General features: G+C 66.4%; 10 protein-coding genes. 6 read left to right on the top strand and 4 right to left on the bottom strand.

The features are described from left to right. The first annotated feature begins 121 nt into the window (after positions 1-121). The 4 genes from F2P45_RS23350 (at position 122) to F2P45_RS23335 (ending at position 6,542) form a co-directional block, all read left to right on the top strand. Complete coding sequence (locus F2P45_RS23350) at positions 122-1,987, top strand: phosphoenolpyruvate carboxykinase (GTP) (protein ID WP_166880388.1); 1,866 nt, start codon at positions 122-124, stop codon at positions 1,985-1,987. Positions 1,988-2,311: 324 nt separating this feature from the next. Further along, on the top strand, positions 2,312-3,976 hold the full coding sequence (locus F2P45_RS23345) for an MFS transporter (RefSeq protein ID WP_223164815.1): 1,665 nt from the start codon (positions 2,312-2,314) through the stop codon (positions 3,974-3,976). Between the two features lie 2 nt (positions 3,977-3,978). Beyond that, entirely contained in the window at positions 3,979-5,169 is a 1,191-nt protein-coding gene (locus F2P45_RS23340; protein ID WP_166880387.1) for an HlyD family secretion protein, read from the top strand. Further along, positions 5,166-6,542: an efflux transporter outer membrane subunit gene (locus tag F2P45_RS23335; protein ID WP_370663302.1), complete on the top strand. Its 1,377-nt coding sequence runs from the start codon at positions 5,166-5,168 to the stop codon at positions 6,540-6,542. The genes F2P45_RS23340 and F2P45_RS23335 overlap by 4 nt, the downstream gene beginning before the upstream one ends. Before the next feature lie 67 nt (positions 6,543-6,609). Here the strand turns inward: F2P45_RS23335 and F2P45_RS23330 are convergent, their stop codons facing one another. The 4 genes from F2P45_RS23330 to uvrA all read right to left on the bottom strand — a co-directional run bounded on the left by F2P45_RS23330 (position 6,610) and on the right by uvrA (position 15,086). Continuing rightward, complete coding sequence (locus F2P45_RS23330) at positions 6,610-9,858, bottom strand: VWA domain-containing protein (RefSeq protein WP_166880385.1); 3,249 nt, start codon at positions 9,856-9,858, stop codon at positions 6,610-6,612. An 11-nt stretch (positions 9,859-9,869) separates the two neighbouring features. Next, entirely contained in the window at positions 9,870-11,603 is a 1,734-nt protein-coding gene (locus F2P45_RS23325) for a vWA domain-containing protein (RefSeq protein WP_166880384.1), read from the bottom strand. A 140-nt stretch (positions 11,604-11,743) separates the two neighbouring features. Then, positions 11,744-12,229, bottom strand: a complete 486-nt coding sequence (locus tag F2P45_RS23320) for a P-loop NTPase family protein (RefSeq protein WP_166880382.1) — start codon at positions 12,227-12,229, stop codon at positions 11,744-11,746. 10 nt (positions 12,230-12,239) lie between these two features. Then, positions 12,240-15,086 (bottom strand): excinuclease ABC subunit UvrA, encoded by a 2,847-nt coding sequence (uvrA, locus tag F2P45_RS23315; protein WP_166880380.1) that lies wholly within the window; start codon positions 15,084-15,086, stop codon positions 12,240-12,242. A gap of 378 nt (positions 15,087-15,464) precedes the next feature. Between uvrA and ssb the strand changes: the two genes are divergently transcribed. Beyond that, positions 15,465-15,971, top strand: coding sequence for a single-stranded DNA-binding protein (gene ssb, locus F2P45_RS23310; protein WP_166880378.1), 507 nt, complete (start codon positions 15,465-15,467; stop codon positions 15,969-15,971). Positions 15,972-16,209: 238 nt separating this feature from the next. Beyond that, a complete protein-coding gene (locus tag F2P45_RS23305; protein ID WP_166880376.1) occupies positions 16,210-16,740 on the top strand; it encodes a DUF6622 family protein in 531 nt (176 codons plus the stop codon). The last annotated feature ends 161 nt before the right edge of the window (positions 16,741-16,901 follow it).

Genomic DNA, 16,901 nt, shown 5'->3' with positions numbered 1-16,901 from the left:
ACATGACCGCCGTATCGCCGAACCTTTCTTAGGGAATGGATTCTTGAGCGCAAGCTGAAACGCTGACGACGATCCTGCCGTGCCGGGACAAGAAAGAATTCTTATTGGCATTGGAGGTACTATGAATCAGCCCGTTATGGGTGGCGTTGCTACACTGAACGTCCCAGCTTACATCAAACATCAAAAGCTTATCAATTGGGTCAGTGAAATTGCTGCCCTGACGAAGCCGGCCCGCATCGTCTGGTGCGACGGCTCGCAAGACGAGTACGACCGCCTGTGCGCCGAGATGGTGGCCGCCGGCACGATGAAAAAGCTGAACCCTGAAAAGCGCCCGAATTCCTATCTGGCATGTTCGGATCCGACCGACGTGGCGCGCGTGGAAGACCGCACCTACATCTGCTCGGCCACCAAAGAGCAGGCCGGCCCGACCAACAACTGGATGGCCCCTGCGGAAATGCGCACCACCCTGAACGGCCTGTTCGACGGCTGCATGGCCGGCCGCACCCTGTACGTGGTGCCGTTCTCGATGGGCCCGCTGGGTTCGCCGATCGCCCACATCGGCGTCGAGCTGTCCGACTCGCCGTACGTGGCGGTCAACATGCGCATCATGACGCGCATGGGCAAGGCTGTGTACGACGTGCTGGGCGCGGACGGCGAATTCGTCCCCTGCGTGCACACCGTCGGCGCACCGCTGGCCGCCGGCCAGAAAGACGTGGCATGGCCGTGCAACCCGACCAAATACATCGTTCACTACCCTGAGACCCGCGAAATCTGGTCCTACGGTTCCGGCTACGGCGGCAACGCGCTGCTGGGCAAGAAGTGCTTCGCGCTGCGCATCGCCTCGAACATGGGCCACCAGGAAGCCCAGGCCGGCGGCACCGGCTGGCTGGCCGAACACATGCTGATCCTCGGCGTCGAATCGCCCGAAGGCAAGAAACACTACGTCGCGGCCGCCTTCCCATCGGCTTGCGGCAAGACCAACTTCGCCATGCTGATTCCGCCAAGCAGCTTCGGCGGCTGGAAAGTGACCACCATCGGCGACGACATCGCCTGGATCAAGCCGGGCGCCGATGGCCGCCTGTACGCGATCAATCCGGAAGCCGGCTACTTCGGCGTGGCGCCGGGCACCAACACCCGCACCAACTCGAACTGCATGGCCTCGATGACCGAGAACACCATCTTCACCAACGTCGCGCTGACCGACGATGGCGACGTCTGGTGGGAAGGCCTGACCAAGGAAGCGCCGTCGCACCTGATCGACTGGCAGGGCAAGGACTGGACCCCGGCGTCCGGCACCAAGGCCGCGCACCCGAACGCGCGCTTCACGGTTGCCGCGACCCAGAACCCGGTCATCGATGCGGCCTGGGACGACCCTGCGGGCGTGCCGATTTCGGCCTTCATCTTCGGCGGCCGCCGTTCCACCACCGTGCCGCTGGTAACCGAAGCGCGCAACTGGGTCGAAGGCGTCTACATGGCCGCGACCATGGGTTCCGAGACCACCGCTGCCGCTGCCGGCCAGATGGGCATCGTGCGCCGCGACCCGTTCGCGATGCTGCCGTTCATCGGCTACAACATGAGCGACTACTTCCAGCACTGGCTCAACATGGGCAAGAAGATCGAAGCCATGAACCCGGCCGCGCTGCCGAAGATCTACTGTGTGAACTGGTTCCGTACCGATGCTGAAGGCAAGTTCGTCTGGCCTGGCTTCGGCGACAACATGCGCGTGCTCAAGTGGATGCTGGAACGCATCGAAGGCAAAGCGGGCGGCACCGAGAACGTGTTCGGCACCACGCCGGAGTTCGGCGACCTGAACTGGGACGGCATCGACTTCACGCAAGCGCAGTTCGACACCATCACCTCGATCGACAAGGACGCCTTCAACGAAGAACTCAAGCTGCACAACGAGCTGTTCGAGAAGCTGGCCTATCACCTGCCGCAAGAATTGGTGGAGACCAAAGCCACGCTCGAGAAGCGCCTGGCTGCATAACCGGCCAAGACCGGATGGAAAAGCGCGTCTCCGGACGCGCTTTTTTTTCGTCCTTCTGGTGTCTCCTTCTGGTGTCAGGTCTGACATTCGGACACGGCCTCGGCTATTCGCCAGGCGATGCCGTCTTTTTACAGCACAATTCGTGCCGTTCCTGGCCGGGTCCGAATGTCAGACCTGACACCAGTTGGGGGGATAGCAAGCGGGGCCGCACGCTTGACTGCCGGTGCACTACGGTTGCGTGCAATTTATCTTATAATTTTCCCATTATCAATCCCAAAGCCGATGCGCTCGACATCGCCGGCCCGTCGCCCGGAGTCCGCCAGCATGGCAGCAGCGCCCCATTACCTGAAACCAACTCCCGCCTGGGAAGAGCACGAAAAACCCACCATGCCGGGTTCGGCGTCGATGCCCTGGCATCCGCCCCATATCCGCTTTGCCTACGCCTGCGTGGCGCTACTGGTCGGCATTACTGGCGGCTTGGGCAATGCGCTGGTGTCGGCCAATTTGCCCGCCATCCAGGGCACTCTGGGCCTGACTCCTGCCGAAGCGGCCTGGCTGCCGGCCGCCTACATCATGGTCAACGTCACCTCGAACCTGATGGTGTTCAAGTTCCGCCAGCAGTACGGCCTGCGCCTGTTCGCCGAGATCGGCCTGTCGCTGTACGCCTTCGTCACCCTGCTGCACCTGCTGGTCGGCGGCTTCGAGATGGCGATCCTGGTGCGCGCCGCCAGCGGCCTGGCCGCCGCCACCACCAGCACCCTGGCCATGCTCTACATGCTGCAGGCCGCGCCCAAAAAATACACCGGCAAGATGCTGGTGCTCGGGGTGGGCATCGCGCAGATCGCCACGCCGCTGGCCTGGCTGATGTCGCCGGCCCTGCTCGACATGGGCCAGTGGCACAACCTGTACCTGTTCGAAGCCGGCCTGGCCCTCTGTTCGCTGGCCGCGGTGGTGGTGCTCAAGCTGCCGCCGGGGATCCACATCAAGGTGATCGAGCCGCTCGACTTTCTCACCTTCGCGCTGGTCGCTCCGGCGGTCGCCATGATCGTCGCGGTGCTGGCCCAGGGCTTCACGCGCTGGTGGTTCGACACGCCCTGGCTGGCCTACCTGCTGATCGCCGCCGTGCTGCTGCTCACGATCGCGCTGTTCATCGAACACCACCGCGCCAACCCGCTGATCCAGACGCGCTGGCTGATGATGGGGCCCACCATCCGCTTCATGATCGGCGCCTTCCTGATCCGCTTTTTGACGTCCGAACAAACCTACGGCGCGGTCGGCCTGCTGCGTACCCTCGGCATGGGGCCGGACCAGATGCAGCCGCTGTTCGCGGTCATTCTGGCGGGGACCATCTGCGGCATGGTCGCCAGTTCGATCACCTTCAGCCCGAAAACCGTGATCCCGCAAATCCTGTTCTCGATCCTGCTGTTCGGCGTGGCCGCCTGGCTCGATTACGGCCGCACCAGCCTCGATCGCCCGCACGACTTTTTTGTGAGCCAGTTCCTGGTGGCGCTGGGCGCGGGCATGTTCATGGGGCCGATGATCATGATCGGCATCATGCAGGCCCTCAAATTCGGCGCCGACCACGTGGTCACCTTTGTCGTCATGCTGGCGATGACGCAAAGCCTGGGCGGCTTTACCGGCGCCGCCGCGCTCAGTACCTACCAGCTGCACCGCGAGCATGTGCATTCGACCGGGATCAACGCCCAGCTCAACCCGGCCGACCCGGTCGTCGCGCAGCGCCTGCGCCTGCAGCAGCAGGTCTACCAGGGCGTCAACACCGACCCGGCCCTGCGCGCCGCCCAGGGCGTGGGCCAGCTGGCGCAAATCAGCCGGCGCGAGGCCAACGTCCTCGCCTTCAACGATGTCTTCGCCCTGAGCGGCGTGATCGCCATCCTGTTCCTCGGCTGGTCGCTGTTTGTCGCCGTGCGCCTCGCGCGCCGGCAAAAGCGCGAAGCCGCAGCCTTACTCAACCAGGCCCCTGCCAGATAAATATGAGCACTCCACTTCCTCCTTCGCGCAGCGAACCCACGGCCGACGAGGCCAATCCACCGGTGCCGGGCGACTCCAGCAACACCGCCGCCCCGATCCCGCCGGCCGCCGTGCCGGTGGCTCCCGAACCACCGCCCAAGTACATCAAGCCCAAGCTGTGGACCGTGGTGCTGATGGCCGTCGTGGCCCTGGCCGGCATCGTGCTGATCATGTGGGCCTGGCGCCTCGGTCCCTTCAACAGCACCCTGGTCCAGACCGACAACGGCTACGTGCGCGGCCAGATCACGGTGCTCGCGCCGCAGGTCAATGGCTACGTGGCCGAAGTGCTGGTAAAGGATTTCCAGTTCGTCAAAGCGGGCCAGCCGTTGTTGCGCATCGACGACCGCATCTACAAGGCGCGCGTGCAGCAGGCCGAGGCCCAGCGCGACGGCGCCATTGCCGCACTCGATAACTTCACCCAGACCCAGGCCCAGAACCGCGCCCGTGGCGGCGCCGCGCGCGCTACCCTGGTGGCGGTGCAGGCCGAGCGCAATCGCGCAGCGGCCGAACTGGGACGGGTCGAGGAACTGGCGGCCAAGGGATCGGTGTCGCTCAATGAGCGCGACCGCGTGCGCATGACGACCCAGCTGGCCGGCGCCAATGTCCTCAAGGCCAAGGCCGATATCGCAATCGCCGAAGAAACCGTCAAGGCTACGACAGTCTCGCGCGGCGGCCTGGAAGCCCAGGTCAAGACGGCCGAAGCGCAGCTGGCGCTGGCCAAAATCGATTTGTCGAATACGGTGGTCATGGCCCCGCGCGACGGCCAGGTGAGCGAAGCGTCGGTGCGCCTCGGCCAGTACGTCACGGCCGGCTCGCAGCTGTTGTTCCTGGTTCCCGACACCATGTGGATCGTGGCGAACTTCAAGGAAAACCAGACCTGGAAAATGCGCATCGGCCAGCGCGCCACGTTCACGGTGGATGCTTTCAACGGCGCTGTCTTGAGCGGTCATATCGAACAGATCGCGCCGGCCACCGGTTCCGAATTTTCCGTGCTGCGCGCCGATAACGCCAGCGGCAACTTCACCAAGGTAGTCCAGCGCCTGCCGGTGCGCATCGCCATCGATGCGAACCAGGAGCTGGCCAAGCGCCTGCGGCCCGGCATGTCGGTGATCGTCAAGGTCGATACCGTCGGCGCGGCGGAGCAGCAGCCGTGAGGCGCCGCGTCTTCCTTGCCGCGGGCGTGGCCTGCGGCCTGACTGCCTGCATGCCGGCGCCGCGTCCCGCGCCGCCGCTCTCGACAGTGACGCTTCCCGATGCCTGGCGCGACGGCCCGGCCGGACCAGCCGCGGTCGATCCGCAGTGGTGGCGCGCCTTCGGCGATCCTGCCCTCACCGCGCTGGTGGAAGCGGCGCTGGCGCACAACACCAGCGTGCTCGCCGCCGTGGCCCGCGTCGATCAGGCGCGCGCGCTCGTGACCGTGGCCGATTCGGCGGCGCTGCCGGCCGTGAATGCGGTGCTGGGCGCGGCGTCGGCGCGCGCGCCGGCCGGCGCGGCACTGGTCAATTCGCGCTCGCTGCAACCGGAACTGCAGGCCAGCTGGGAGCTCGACCTGTTCGGCCGCCTGCGCCAGCAGTCGCGCGCGGCCTCGCTGCAGTACCAGGCCAGCCAGGCCGAACGCGATGGCGTGGCGCTGTCGGTGGCGGCCAGCACGGCGCAGGCCTACGTGGGTTTGCTGGCGCTGGACGCCCAGCTGCGGATCACCAAAGGGACGGCGGCCTCGCGCGCCGAAGCGCTGCGCCTCGCGTCCGACCAGGCGCGCGTGGGCTACACCTCGCAGCTGCAACTGAGCCAGGCGCAAAACGAAAACGAAACGGTGCTGCAGGCGATTCCCGAACTGGAACTGGCCATCCGCCGCCAGGAGAACGCGCTGCGCGTGCTCACGGGCGAGCTGCCCGGCGCGGTGCCGCGCGAACGCCGCTTCCAGGACTTGCCGCTGTTGCCGGCGCCGGCGTCGATACCATCAAGTCTGCTGGCGCGCCGGCCCGACATCGCCCAGGGTCAGTTGCTGCTGGCCGCGAGCGATGCCAACCTGGCGCTGCGGCGCGCCGATTTTTTGCCGCATGTGACCATCAGCGCCAAGTTCGGCAGCCTGTTGACCAACGGGCGCGATTACGATCCCGTGACCTTGTGGACCCTGGGCGCCAGCGTGCTGGCGCCGGTCTTCTCCGCCGGGCGCTTGAGCGCGCAGGTCGATGCCGCCACCGCGCAGCGCGACCAGGCGGCGTTTGCCTACCGCGGCGTGGTGCTGACGGCCTTTGGCGAAGTCGAAAACGCCTTCGCTGGCGTGACGCGCCTGCAAACCCAGATGGAACACGCGCAAAAGCGCCGCGACATCCTCACGCGCACGCTGGACTTTGCCAGGGACCGCTATCAGGCCGGCTATGCCTCGTATCTGGAAGTGCTCGATGCGCAGCGCAACCTGTACCAGGTCGAGCTTAACGCGGTGACGCTGCGCCAGAACCAGGTGAACAATATGGTGGCGCTGTACCGCGCGCTCGGCGGCGGCTGGAGCGCTGGCGCGCCGTGATCCCGGCCTGCCAGGAACAAAAGACGGCGCGTGCGGATATGAACTGTGCCGCTTCTGCATGGCTCGCCTACAGCTTGAGCACCCTGGACGTGATCTGCTGCACATCGATCGACGGCGCATGCCGGACGTCGCCCGCCGTGTAGACCGCCGTCACGCTCAGCTCCACCGTGCTGATGATCTCCAGTATCCCCACCGTGAGCGGCAGCGGCCCGGCCGGTGCCGCGCCCAGCAGCAGCGTGGCCAGGCGGCAGCAGTCGTCCATCGTCGCGTTGTGCGCCGGCAGCAGCAGCGTCTCCAGCGTGGTGGCCGGCGCAAAGTGCGGCTCGCGCCCCAGCACCGCCCCCGCCAGCACCAGCGGAATGACGCGCTTGAGCAGCGGTGCCGGCTTGTCGTACCCGTTGTGGATATTGATCTCCGTCGAATAGCGGCCCGGCCGCACCGGGGCGCACTCGCAGCAGCCGTCTTCCTGCTCGCCGCACAGGAATTTGACGCTGTAGGCGTACAGCGTGAACCCGGCCGGCGCGACCACGGCGGCCGGGCGGCCCGGCTGCGCCAGGCCGATGCGCGGCGGCTCCAGCGAACCCGGCTCGGTGCAGACGTCGACCTGGTAGCTGCCGTCGCCGGCGTCGAGCACCGCTCCCATTGGCGTGCTGCCCGGCTGGGCCTCCACGCTGAAGCCGTCGGCGCGCCCCGGCCCGAGCCGGTTGCCGTATTTGTCGCGCGGCGTGAAGCGCATCCGGTAGCATGCTCCGCCGTCCGGACGCGGCGGCAGGTCGGTGATGGTGGCGTCGGTCTGGCCGCCGTCGATGCCGATCTCGACATGCACCGACCAGGTCAGCTCGCGCATGCCGGTGCACTCGTCGCCGTAGGTGGCCCTGGCGTGGAAGGTGTAGTTGCCTTCGACCGTCAGGAAGTCCGCCAGGCGGCGGCCGACGGTGGCGGTTTCCTCGAAGCTGCCGCGGGTGTTGAAAGAGTCGCCGGAGAGTGCCAGTTCGGTCTGGACGTAGCCCACCACCGGCCGGCCGCGCGCTTTCTCCAGCGCCTGCAGGGTGGCGTGGCGCGGCGGGATCAGGTCGCCGCCAACGTTGCCGGGCGCGCCCAGCCCGGTCTCGCTGAGCAGGTTGCCGACACCCGTATCGGGCCGCGTGACGGTCAGCCTCGCCTGCATATTGCGCGGCCAGCCGCCGTCTTCATGGCGCACCAGCACCATCGGGTTGATCTCGTCGCCGGTGTACTGCCACACCGGTTCGCGCGTACGGCTCATGCGCGCGCCCCCGCTGGGAATGACGTTGACGAAGTAGCGCAGCGCCGGCCACCCCTGGCGCGCCAGCGGGATCGGGATCGCGCGCGGGCGCACCACGTTGATGTGCCACAGGCCATCGCGTTCGCCGCCGATCGGCAGCGCGATGCGCAGGAAGGCCCAGGTGCGTCCGCTCTCGCCGGCCACGCCGGGCACCGCCGCCGTCAGCACGGCGCCACTGGGGGTGGTCACCTCCACCTGCAGGGTGGCGCCGCTGTTGTCCCAGCCGGCGATGGCGGTGATGGCGTCCTCGCCGCAGACGCGGAACGGCACCGGGGTGCCGGCTTGTTGCGCGGCCCCCAGGTCGAATTCCGGGTCGAGCAGGATGCCGGTCTCGAAGATGTTCCCGAACGCGGTGGCGTAGAATTTTTCCAGCGCCAGGGCGCCGCCGGCCCGCGTGTACAGGCCGTCGTGCGCCGTGGCCACGGCGCTGAGCAGGGTGCCATCCAGGCTCGACTCGGCACCGAAGCCGATCGCGTGCACGGTGATCCCGGCCAGGGCCGGCTCGATGCTGGCGATCGACGGCGCGGTGTTTTGCAGGCCGTCCGTCATCAGGAGGATGGCGCGCGGATTGGCGCCCGGGGCGGCGGCCAGCTGCGCGCGCGCGGCATCGAGGCCGGCGCCGATCGAGGTATTGCCGCCGGGGGTGAGCGTGGGCAGCCTGCCGCCGATGTAAGGCGGCGGCCCGACCAGGGCGTTCTTGGCGGCGTCGGTCACGGGGGCGAGCGCAAAGTCGACCGGGGCGCTGGCCGCGCTGCTGAACGAGACCAGGCCGAGGCGGTTGCCGGTGCCGCTGCGGACCAGTTGCACGAACAGCGACAGGGCGTCGCGCGCGGACTCGATCTTGGCGCGCCCGCTGCCGTCGTCCAGCGCCATGCTGCCCGAGCGGTCGAACACCAGCATGACGTCGCGCGTGATGGGCGGCGGCGGCGTCGGCACGATCCGCTGCAGGATGGTCGCGCTGGGAAAATAGCCGAGGCGCCCGCCGTGGCATGGGTCGCCCTTCGACAGCACGCCGGTGATGCGGCCGGCCAGGTCGAACAGGCCGGAGCCTGAACTGCCGCCCGTCACGTCGAAGGTGGTCGGCACCGTAATGGCAAAGGCGCCGCTGCCCTCGACGCCGGCAAAGCCCTGCGCGTGCGGCAGCGACAGTTTCTTGACCGCGCCGTTCGGGTGGTGCACGCCGAACACCTGCTCGCTCGGCAGCGGCAGGTCGTGCCGCATTTGCAGCGACGGCACGCCGGGCGGGGCTTCGGCCAGCTGCAGCAGGCTGTAGTCGTCGCTGCCGTCCCAACGGTGCGCCAGCACCGCCTTGACCTTGTAGAAGCGCGGGTTGTAGCCGGGCGGGCGGGCGCCGCCGCATTCGGTGCGGTAGTCGAACGTCACCGAGCTGCTGAGCGCTTCGGCCGGCGTGTGGCAATGGCCGGCGGTGATGATCTTGTCGCCGTCGACCAGGGTGACCGAGCAGGTCGACAGATGCGCGCCGTGCACCGACACGATCATGCCGGCGCTGCGGGCGACGCGCGCGCGCACGTCGGCCGGCGGCGTGGCGCAGGAAGCGTTTTCCCAATTTGGCGGCTCGCTGCAATACCAGAAGGGATCGTAGTCCGGCTCTTCATACGACGGCCCCTGGTAGAACGGGTCGCTATTGGAAAAGCTGATATGCACCGGCGCTTCGCCGATGTGGCGCTCGCCGCGCCCGTACTGGTCCAGCTGCACGCTGCCGGTGGGCGCACCGGCGGCGATGTAGGTGATCTGCACGCCGGCCGGAAAGGCGTAGACATTGATCGGCCGCGTCCAGAAAGCGGGGCCGTCGGCGGCCGTGAAGGTGTCGACGTCGTAGCCCAGGTTGACCTGCAAGCGGTCACCCGGCGCGAAGGCCAGGTTCTGGAAATGCAGCATCAGCAGCTTGGTGCCGCCCGGCTGCGGCGAGGCCGGCGGGTTGAACACCGTCAGGCCCGGCCCGACCACCAGCGGCGCGCCGAGGACTTGTATGGTTCCTGTAATGTGGGACATGCTGCTTCTCCTCAATGACGGCTTGGCGTGATCTGTTCGACGCGGATCGACACCCCGCCGCCGGCTTGCGTGGCGCTGGTGGTGTAGACCGCGGTGACCGCGACGGCGGCGCTGGCGGTGATCTCCAGGATGCCGATGGTCAGCGGCGTGGTGCCCGCCGGCGCCGCGCCGAGCAGGCGCTCCATGATGCGGCAGCAGTCATCCATCGTGGCCGCCTGGGCCGGCAACTGCATGCGTTCCTCGGCGCGCGGAGCGGCCGCGCGCGGTTCGCGCCCGGCCGGGGCCCCGGCCAGCACCAGCGGCACGAAGCGCTTGCGCAGCACGACCGGCTTGAGCGAATAGTTGTGGATGTTGATCTCGGTGGCGTACGCGCCCGCCTGCACCGGCACGCACTCGCAGCCGCAGTCCGGCTGCACGCCGCAGAGGAACTTGACCGCATAGGTGACGGCGCAGGCCGGCACGGTGATCTGCACCTTTTTGCTGGCTACGATGCTGCTGTCGGCGAGTACGTCGAGCGTGCCGGTGATCACCTGGTCTTCGGCGGCGCAGGCAAGGCCGGTGAAGCGCACGCGGAAGGTCAGCACGTGCTCCTGGTCGCCGGCCAGCGGACCGTAGCCGCCGGCCGGCACGATCGACGTGACGAACGGCGCCACGCTGGCCGACGGCACCAGCTTGACGTTCTGGATCGTGCCGACCGCCCCCGTGACCAGGTCGATGATGGTGTCGACGATGGTGCCCGCGTTGATGCCGATGGCAAGCGCGCCGCCGGTGGCGCCGCTGATGCGGGTGGCCTGGCCGGGCGTGCCGCCGGGCGCGCCGCACTGCGCCACGTAGTTGACGGCGCCGGCGGTGGGGTCGCCGTCCAGGCCCGGGTTGGCGGTGGAAATGGCCAGCACCGTGATGTCCTCGGCCACCAGTTTCGCGGTGGCGCTGGCCTCGGTGACGGCGGCCGGTGCGCCCGACACCGCGCCGCAGATCGGGTCGTGGCTGGGCGCGTCGCCGAACCAGACGATGATGCGCTTGCTGCCGGCGCGCCAGCCGATGGCGCCGCCGGGTGCTTCGGCCAGGCGGTCGAGCGCGAACAGGGCGGCCTCGGGGCCGTCAGCGCCGCCGCTGGCCGACCAGGCGTTGAGCGCGGCGCTGACGGCCGGCGCGGCATTGGTCGGACTGAGCTGGTGCTGGAAGCCGTACGGGTCGCCCGAGCCGAAATCCTTGTAGTTGCCGACCCCGTAGGCGAGGCCCACGCCGAGCCCGTTGAGGGCCGCCAGCACGTTCGCGCTGCCGGCCTGGACGGCGCCGAGGATGGCGCCCATCGAGCCCGTGCTGTCGGCCAGGAAATACACATCGGCCTTGACCGCCGCCGCGCTTTTCGGGATCGTGACGGTGATGGTTTCATCGAGGACCTGGCCCGGATCGAGCGTAAGCACATTGCTGGCCGGATTGATCGTGACCGGCGCCAGCGGGACCGCGTCGGCCGTGTGCAGCACGCTGCGGGCGCGCTCGAACAGGCGGCGCAGCTCGGGCGCGCGGTCCGCCGCGCCGTTCAGCTCCACGCCGTGCTGGTCGAACATGACCGTGTATGCGCGCCCGTTGGCGTCGGCCGCGTCGACCACCGTGAAGCAGTGCAGCGGCGCGCAAGATGCCGGCTGCGCCAGCTGCTGGCTGTCGATCGTCATCGGTGACTTGAGGCGATAGCGTTGGGCGGCAAGCGCCGCTGCCTTGTCGGCATAAGACTGTGCGTTCATCATTTCCCCCGTTTCGAAGCAGCCTCCAGCTTAGGGTTGGGGACCGGCGGGGGATTTATCGCGGCTCAATCTCAGGGTGCTAATGCCAAGGGGAAAGGAGCGTGCCGGCGAACGGCGCAGCCCGGGCCATGCGCAGCGAATCAGGCGCCGTGGGAGGATCGCTCTTCTTCGCGCTTGGCGCCCGGGAAGGCGTCGTACACGCGGCGATGAAAAGCGTACGAGCAGGTGTCGTCGCGCACGTCGTACTCGCCCACCCATTTCATCAGGTAGGGCAGCATGCTGTCCTGTTCTTCCTTGGACGCGTACTTGTGCGGCTCCCACGGCCGCTGGGCGTTGTTGGCCATGCAGGCATCCTTGCCAGGATTGATGAACACCAGCTGCGTGCAGAACGGCAGCGCCTTTTCGATCAGGTCTCCGTAGCAGCCCTCCACCACCCAGTCGGGATAGCTGCGCACGAAGGCGTACAGGTCGGCCAGCACTTCATAGGCCGGCCGCGCCACCGCCACCTCGCCCGGCGCCCAGAAAATGGTGTCGAGATCGAGGTGCGTCAACTGGTGCTGCGCGGCCAGCTGCCGCGCGTGCGACGACTTGCCCGATCCCGAATTGCCCATGATCAGAACGCGCATCGCAGCTCCTTTACGCCAGCAGCGGCACCAGATATTTGCCGGTCACGCTCTCCGGATTGGCCGCCACGTCTTCCGGCGTGCCGGCGGCGATGATCTTGCCGCCGCCCGCGCCGCCTTCCGGCCCCAGGTCGACGATCCAGTCGGCGGTCTTGATCACATCGAGATTGTGTTCGATGATGACCAGGGTGTTGCCCTGGTCGCGCAGGCGGTGGATCACCTTGAGCAGCAGGTCGATATCGTGGAAGTGCAGGCCGGTGGTCGGCTCGTCCAGGATGTACAGGGTGCGCCCGGTGTCGCGCTTGGACAGTTCCAGCGACAGTTTGACGCGCTGCGCCTCGCCGCCCGACAGGGTGGTCGCGCTCTGGCCGAGGCGGATGTAGCCGAGGCCGACGTCGAGCAGGGTTTGCAGCTTGCGCGCGATCAGCGGCACCGGCTTGAAGAATTCGTGCGCCTCTTCCACCGTCATGCCCAGCACTTCGTTGATGTTCTTGCCCTTGTACTGCACTTCCAGCGTTTCGCGGTTGTAGCGCTTGCCGTGGCAGACGTCGCACGGCACGTACACGTCCGGCAGGAAGTGCATCTCGACCTTGATCACGCCATCGCCCTGGCACGCTTCGCAGCGCCCGCCCTTGACGTTGAACGAGAAGCGCCCGGCGCTGTAGCCGCGCTCCTTGGCCGCCGGTACGCCCGAGAACAGGTCGCGAATCGGCGTGAACAAGCCGGTGTAGGTGGCCGGGTTCGAGCGCGGGGTACGCCCGATCGGTGCCTGGTCGACCGAGATGACCTTGTCGAAGTGTTCCAGGCCGCTGATCGCATCGTGCGGCGCCGGTTCCGTCTGCGAGCCGTACAGGTGGCGCGACAGGGCCGGGTACAAGGTGTCGTTCACCAGCGTCGACTTGCCCGAACCGGAAACGCCGGTCACGCAGGTCATCAGGCCGACCGGCAGCTTGAGCGTGACCTTTTTCAGGTTGTTGCCGGTCGCGCCGGTGATCACCACCTGCTTGTTTTTGTCCGCTTCGTGGCGCTTCTTCGGCACCGCGATCTTGAGCGAGCCATTCAGGTAGCGCGCGGTCAGCGATTTTTTGTTCTTGAGGATGTCCTTGAGCGTGCCTTCGGCGATGATCTCGCCGCCATGCACGCCGGCGCCCGGCCCCATGTCGACGATGTAGTCGGCGGTGCGGATCGCGTCCTCGTCATGCTCGACGACCAGCACGCTGTTGCCGATGTCGCGCAGGTGCTTGAGCGTTTCGATCAGGCGGTCGTTGTCGCGCTGGTGCAGGCCGATCGACGGTTCGTCGAGCACGTACATCACGCCGGTCAGGCCCGAACCGATCTGCGAGGCCAGGCGGATGCGCTGCGCCTCGCCGCCCGAGAGTGTATCGGCGCTGCGGTCGAGCGACAGGTAATCGAGGCCCACGTTGTTGAGGAACTTGAGGCGCGAGACGATCTCCTTGACCACGCGGTCGGCGATCTCTTTCTTGGCGCCCTTGAGGGTCAGCTTCTCGAAGAAGTCCAGGCATTCGCGCAAGGGTTTGCGCGCGACCTCGTAGATGGCGCGCTGCTGCTTGCCGGTGCCGACCTTGACGTAGCGCGCTTCCACGCGCAGGCGCGCGCCTTCGCACGACGGGCACTGCTTCTCGTTGATGAACTTCGCCAGCTCCTCCTTGACGGCCATCGAGTCGGTTTCGCGGTAGCGCCGCTGCAGGTTGGTGACCACGCCCTCAAAAGTGTGCTCGCGGATGACCGTGCGACCGCGCTCGTTCACGTAGGTGAACGGGATCGAGGTCTTGCCGGAGCCGTACAACACCGCCTGCTGCGACGCCAGGTCGAGCTGCTCGAACGGCATGTCGATATCGAATTCGTAGTGCGCCGCCAGGTTCGACAGCATCTGGAAGTAAAACTGGTTGCGCCGGTCCCAGCCCTTCACCGCGCCCGAGGCCAGCGACAGGTTGGGGAAGGCGACGATGCGGCGCGGGTCGAAAAATTCGATGTGACCGAGGCCGTCGCATTCGGGGCAGGCGCCCATCGGATTATTGAACGAGAACAGGCGCGGCTCCAACTCTTGCAGCGAGTAGCCGCAGGTGTTGCAGGCGAACTTGTTGGAGTAGACGTGTTCGGCCCCGTTCTCCATATCGAGCACCACGGCGCGCCCGTCGGCCAGGCGCAGCGCGGTCTCGAAGCTTTCGGCCACGCGCTGCTTGATTTCGGCGTTTACCTTGACCCGGTCGATGACCACGTCGATGGTGTGCTTCTCGGTTTTTTTCAGCTTGGGCAGGTCGTCGATCTCGTAAATTTTGGCGTCGTGGGTGCCGCTCTGGATGCGGAAACGCACGAAGCCCTGCGCCTGCATCGATTCGAACAGGTCGCTGTGCTCGCCCTTGCGGTTGGCCACCACGGGCGCCAGGATCATCAGCTTGGACTCTTCGGGCATGGCCAGCACCGCGTCGACCATCTGCGACACCGTCTGCGCGGCCAGCGCGTGGTCCGGGTGGTTGATGCAGTAAGGCGTGCCAACGCGCGCGTACAAGAGGCGCAGGTAATCGTGGATTTCGGTGACCGTGCCGACGGTGGAGCGCGGATTGTGCGACGTGGCCTTCTGCTCGATCGAGATGGCCGGCGACAGGCCTTCGATCAGATCGACATCGGGCTTTTCCATCAACTGCAGGAACTGGCGCGCGTAGGCCGACAGCGATTCGACATAGCGGCGCTGCCCTTCGGCGTACAAGGTGTCGAACGCCAGCGACGACTTGCCGGAGCCGGACAGGCCGGTGATCACAATCAGCTTGTTGCGTGGCAGGTCGAGATTGATGTTCTTCAGGTTGTGCGTACGTGCGCCGCGAATGCGGATCTGTTCCATGTGTTGTTTGCCTTAAACGGGTCAGCTCATACTATAGCCGTGTTTCGAAAGCGACGTCTGCGGGGACGATTGCCGCGTCCGCAGTTGCGCCAGGGGCGTATTGATCTTGCTCAGGGATTTTGCAGCTTTTTACGGTGTTTCTACTGTATATAATACCAGTATTCATGCCGCCAGCAAACGCATGACGAGTCGACAAGGGCTGAACTCCGCGCCGGTTTTGTTGTCTGACTTGACAGTTTGTGGGGCCGGACGGCTGGACGGGGCGGGTGCCGGCGCGGGATAGATACATTTGGCATCCCGGCTGGCATATAATCCTCGTCTGGCAAAAAATCATCGCGCCGCGGGACGCACGCCGCAGCAGTTCAACAGGAGTAATACATGGCATCAGTCAATAAAGTCATCATCGTCGGCAACTTGGGGCGCGATCCGGAAATCCGCTACATGCCCAGCGGTGACGCCATCGCCAACATCGCCGTCGCGACCTCGTACAAGTCGAAGGACCGCAACACCGGCGAGCAAAAAGAGCTGACCGAATGGCACCGCATCTCGTTCTTCGGCCGCCTTGCCGAAATCGTCGGCCAGTACCTGAAAAAGGGTTCCTCGGTCTACGTCGAAGGCCGCCTGCAGACCCGTAAATACACCGACAAGGATGGCGTCGAGAAGTACGCGACCGAAATCGTCGCGGAACAGATGCAGATGCTGGGCGGACGCCAGGGCATGGGCGGCGACGCCGGCGGTGGCATGGACGATGGCGGCGGCTACGATTCGCAGCCGCAGCAGAGCCGTCCGGCGCCACAGCGCCCGGCGCCACCTGCGCCAGCGGCTCGTCCGGCACCGAAGCCGGCGCCGAATTTCTCGGATATGGATGACGACATCCCGTTCTAAGACCGGCCAACGTCCTCTCTGTAAAAAGCCCCTGTAACTAATTAACGTTAGAGGTTTTTTATGGGCGGGCGGTTGCCGCCGGCGACGCTCGCCCCTGGCATCGGGATTGCGCTGCTGCGCATTTGGCGCCGCCAGGCTGCATCTCGCGCCTGTATCGATCGATTCGTCGCATAGCATCCCTGCGCGCTCCTGTTCCCGGCAAAGTGGTGCCAACTTAACCAACTTTGCGGAGCCCGTCATGCTGATCCAGATCCTGACCCACACCCCACTCTACGTTTGGGCAATTTTGGCCTTGCTGGTTTATCGTGGCGTCGTTGCCATGCGCGATCGCGAGATGGCGATCCGCAAGCTGTTTATCATTCCCGCCATCATGCTGGCACTGTCGCTGCAGGACATCGCGGCAAAGTTCGGTGCCGCCTTGCTCCCGTTGGGCGCCTGGGCGGGCGCCATGGTGGCGGTGATGTTGCTTGTTTGGAAGTTCAGCAGCGCGGGGGCCAGCGCTGGCGCCACGCCCGGCAGCATGCGCGTCCATGGCAGCGCAGTGCCGCTGGCAATGATGATGGCGATTTTCTTCACCAAGTACCTTACGGCCGTGACGCTGGCCGTGTCTCCTGGCGCCAGCCACAATGCACTGTTGCCGGCCTTGGTGTGCGCCTTGTTCGGCGTCTTTAACGGCTATTTCCTGGGCCGCCTGGCAGGCCAGCTGATGACCTGGCAGTCATTGCGCGTATCGGCCACGGGCCGCGGCTATCTGGCGAGCGCAGCTTGAATGGCGGGTATGTCACGCCGGCAGCTCCGGCAAGTAAGCCGACGATGTTGATGGGAACTGTGGATAGCCGGTCCCCGGTTAACTGTCAGCACTGCCGCCCTGTCCCGAACATGCGCTCAACGCGATTATTGTCGACAAGTTCTGGGCGCAGTTGGAACATG

The sequence above is a fragment of the Massilia mucilaginosa genome (assembly GCF_011682145.1).
In the GTDB taxonomy this organism is placed as follows: Bacteria; Pseudomonadota; Gammaproteobacteria; order Burkholderiales; family Burkholderiaceae_D; genus Telluria_A; species Telluria_A mucilaginosa.
This window is presented reverse-complemented; position numbering and strand designations above follow the sequence as displayed.

What these genes read in the sequence shown, in the direction of transcription:
- F2P45_RS23350 (WP_166880388.1), top strand. Translation starts at nt 122, where the DNA reads ATGAATCAGCCCGTTATGGGTGGCGTTGCTACACTGAACGTCCCAGCT.
- F2P45_RS23345 (WP_223164815.1), top strand. Translation starts at nt 2,312, where the DNA reads ATGGCAGCAGCGCCCCATTACCTGAAACCAACTCCCGCCTGGGAAGAG.
- F2P45_RS23340 (WP_166880387.1), top strand. Translation starts at nt 3,979, where the DNA reads ATGAGCACTCCACTTCCTCCTTCGCGCAGCGAACCCACGGCCGACGAG.
- F2P45_RS23330 (WP_166880385.1), bottom strand. Translation starts at nt 9,858, where the DNA reads ATGTCCCACATTACAGGAACCATACAAGTCCTCGGCGCGCCGCTGGTG.
- F2P45_RS23325 (WP_166880384.1), bottom strand. Translation starts at nt 11,603, where the DNA reads ATGAACGCACAGTCTTATGCCGACAAGGCAGCGGCGCTTGCCGCCCAA.
- F2P45_RS23320 (WP_166880382.1), bottom strand. Translation starts at nt 12,229, where the DNA reads ATGCGCGTTCTGATCATGGGCAATTCGGGATCGGGCAAGTCGTCGCAC.
- uvrA (WP_166880380.1), bottom strand. Translation starts at nt 15,086, where the DNA reads ATGGAACAGATCCGCATTCGCGGCGCACGTACGCACAACCTGAAGAAC.
- ssb (WP_166880378.1), top strand. Translation starts at nt 15,465, where the DNA reads ATGGCATCAGTCAATAAAGTCATCATCGTCGGCAACTTGGGGCGCGAT.
- F2P45_RS23305 (WP_166880376.1), top strand. Translation starts at nt 16,210, where the DNA reads ATGCTGATCCAGATCCTGACCCACACCCCACTCTACGTTTGGGCAATT.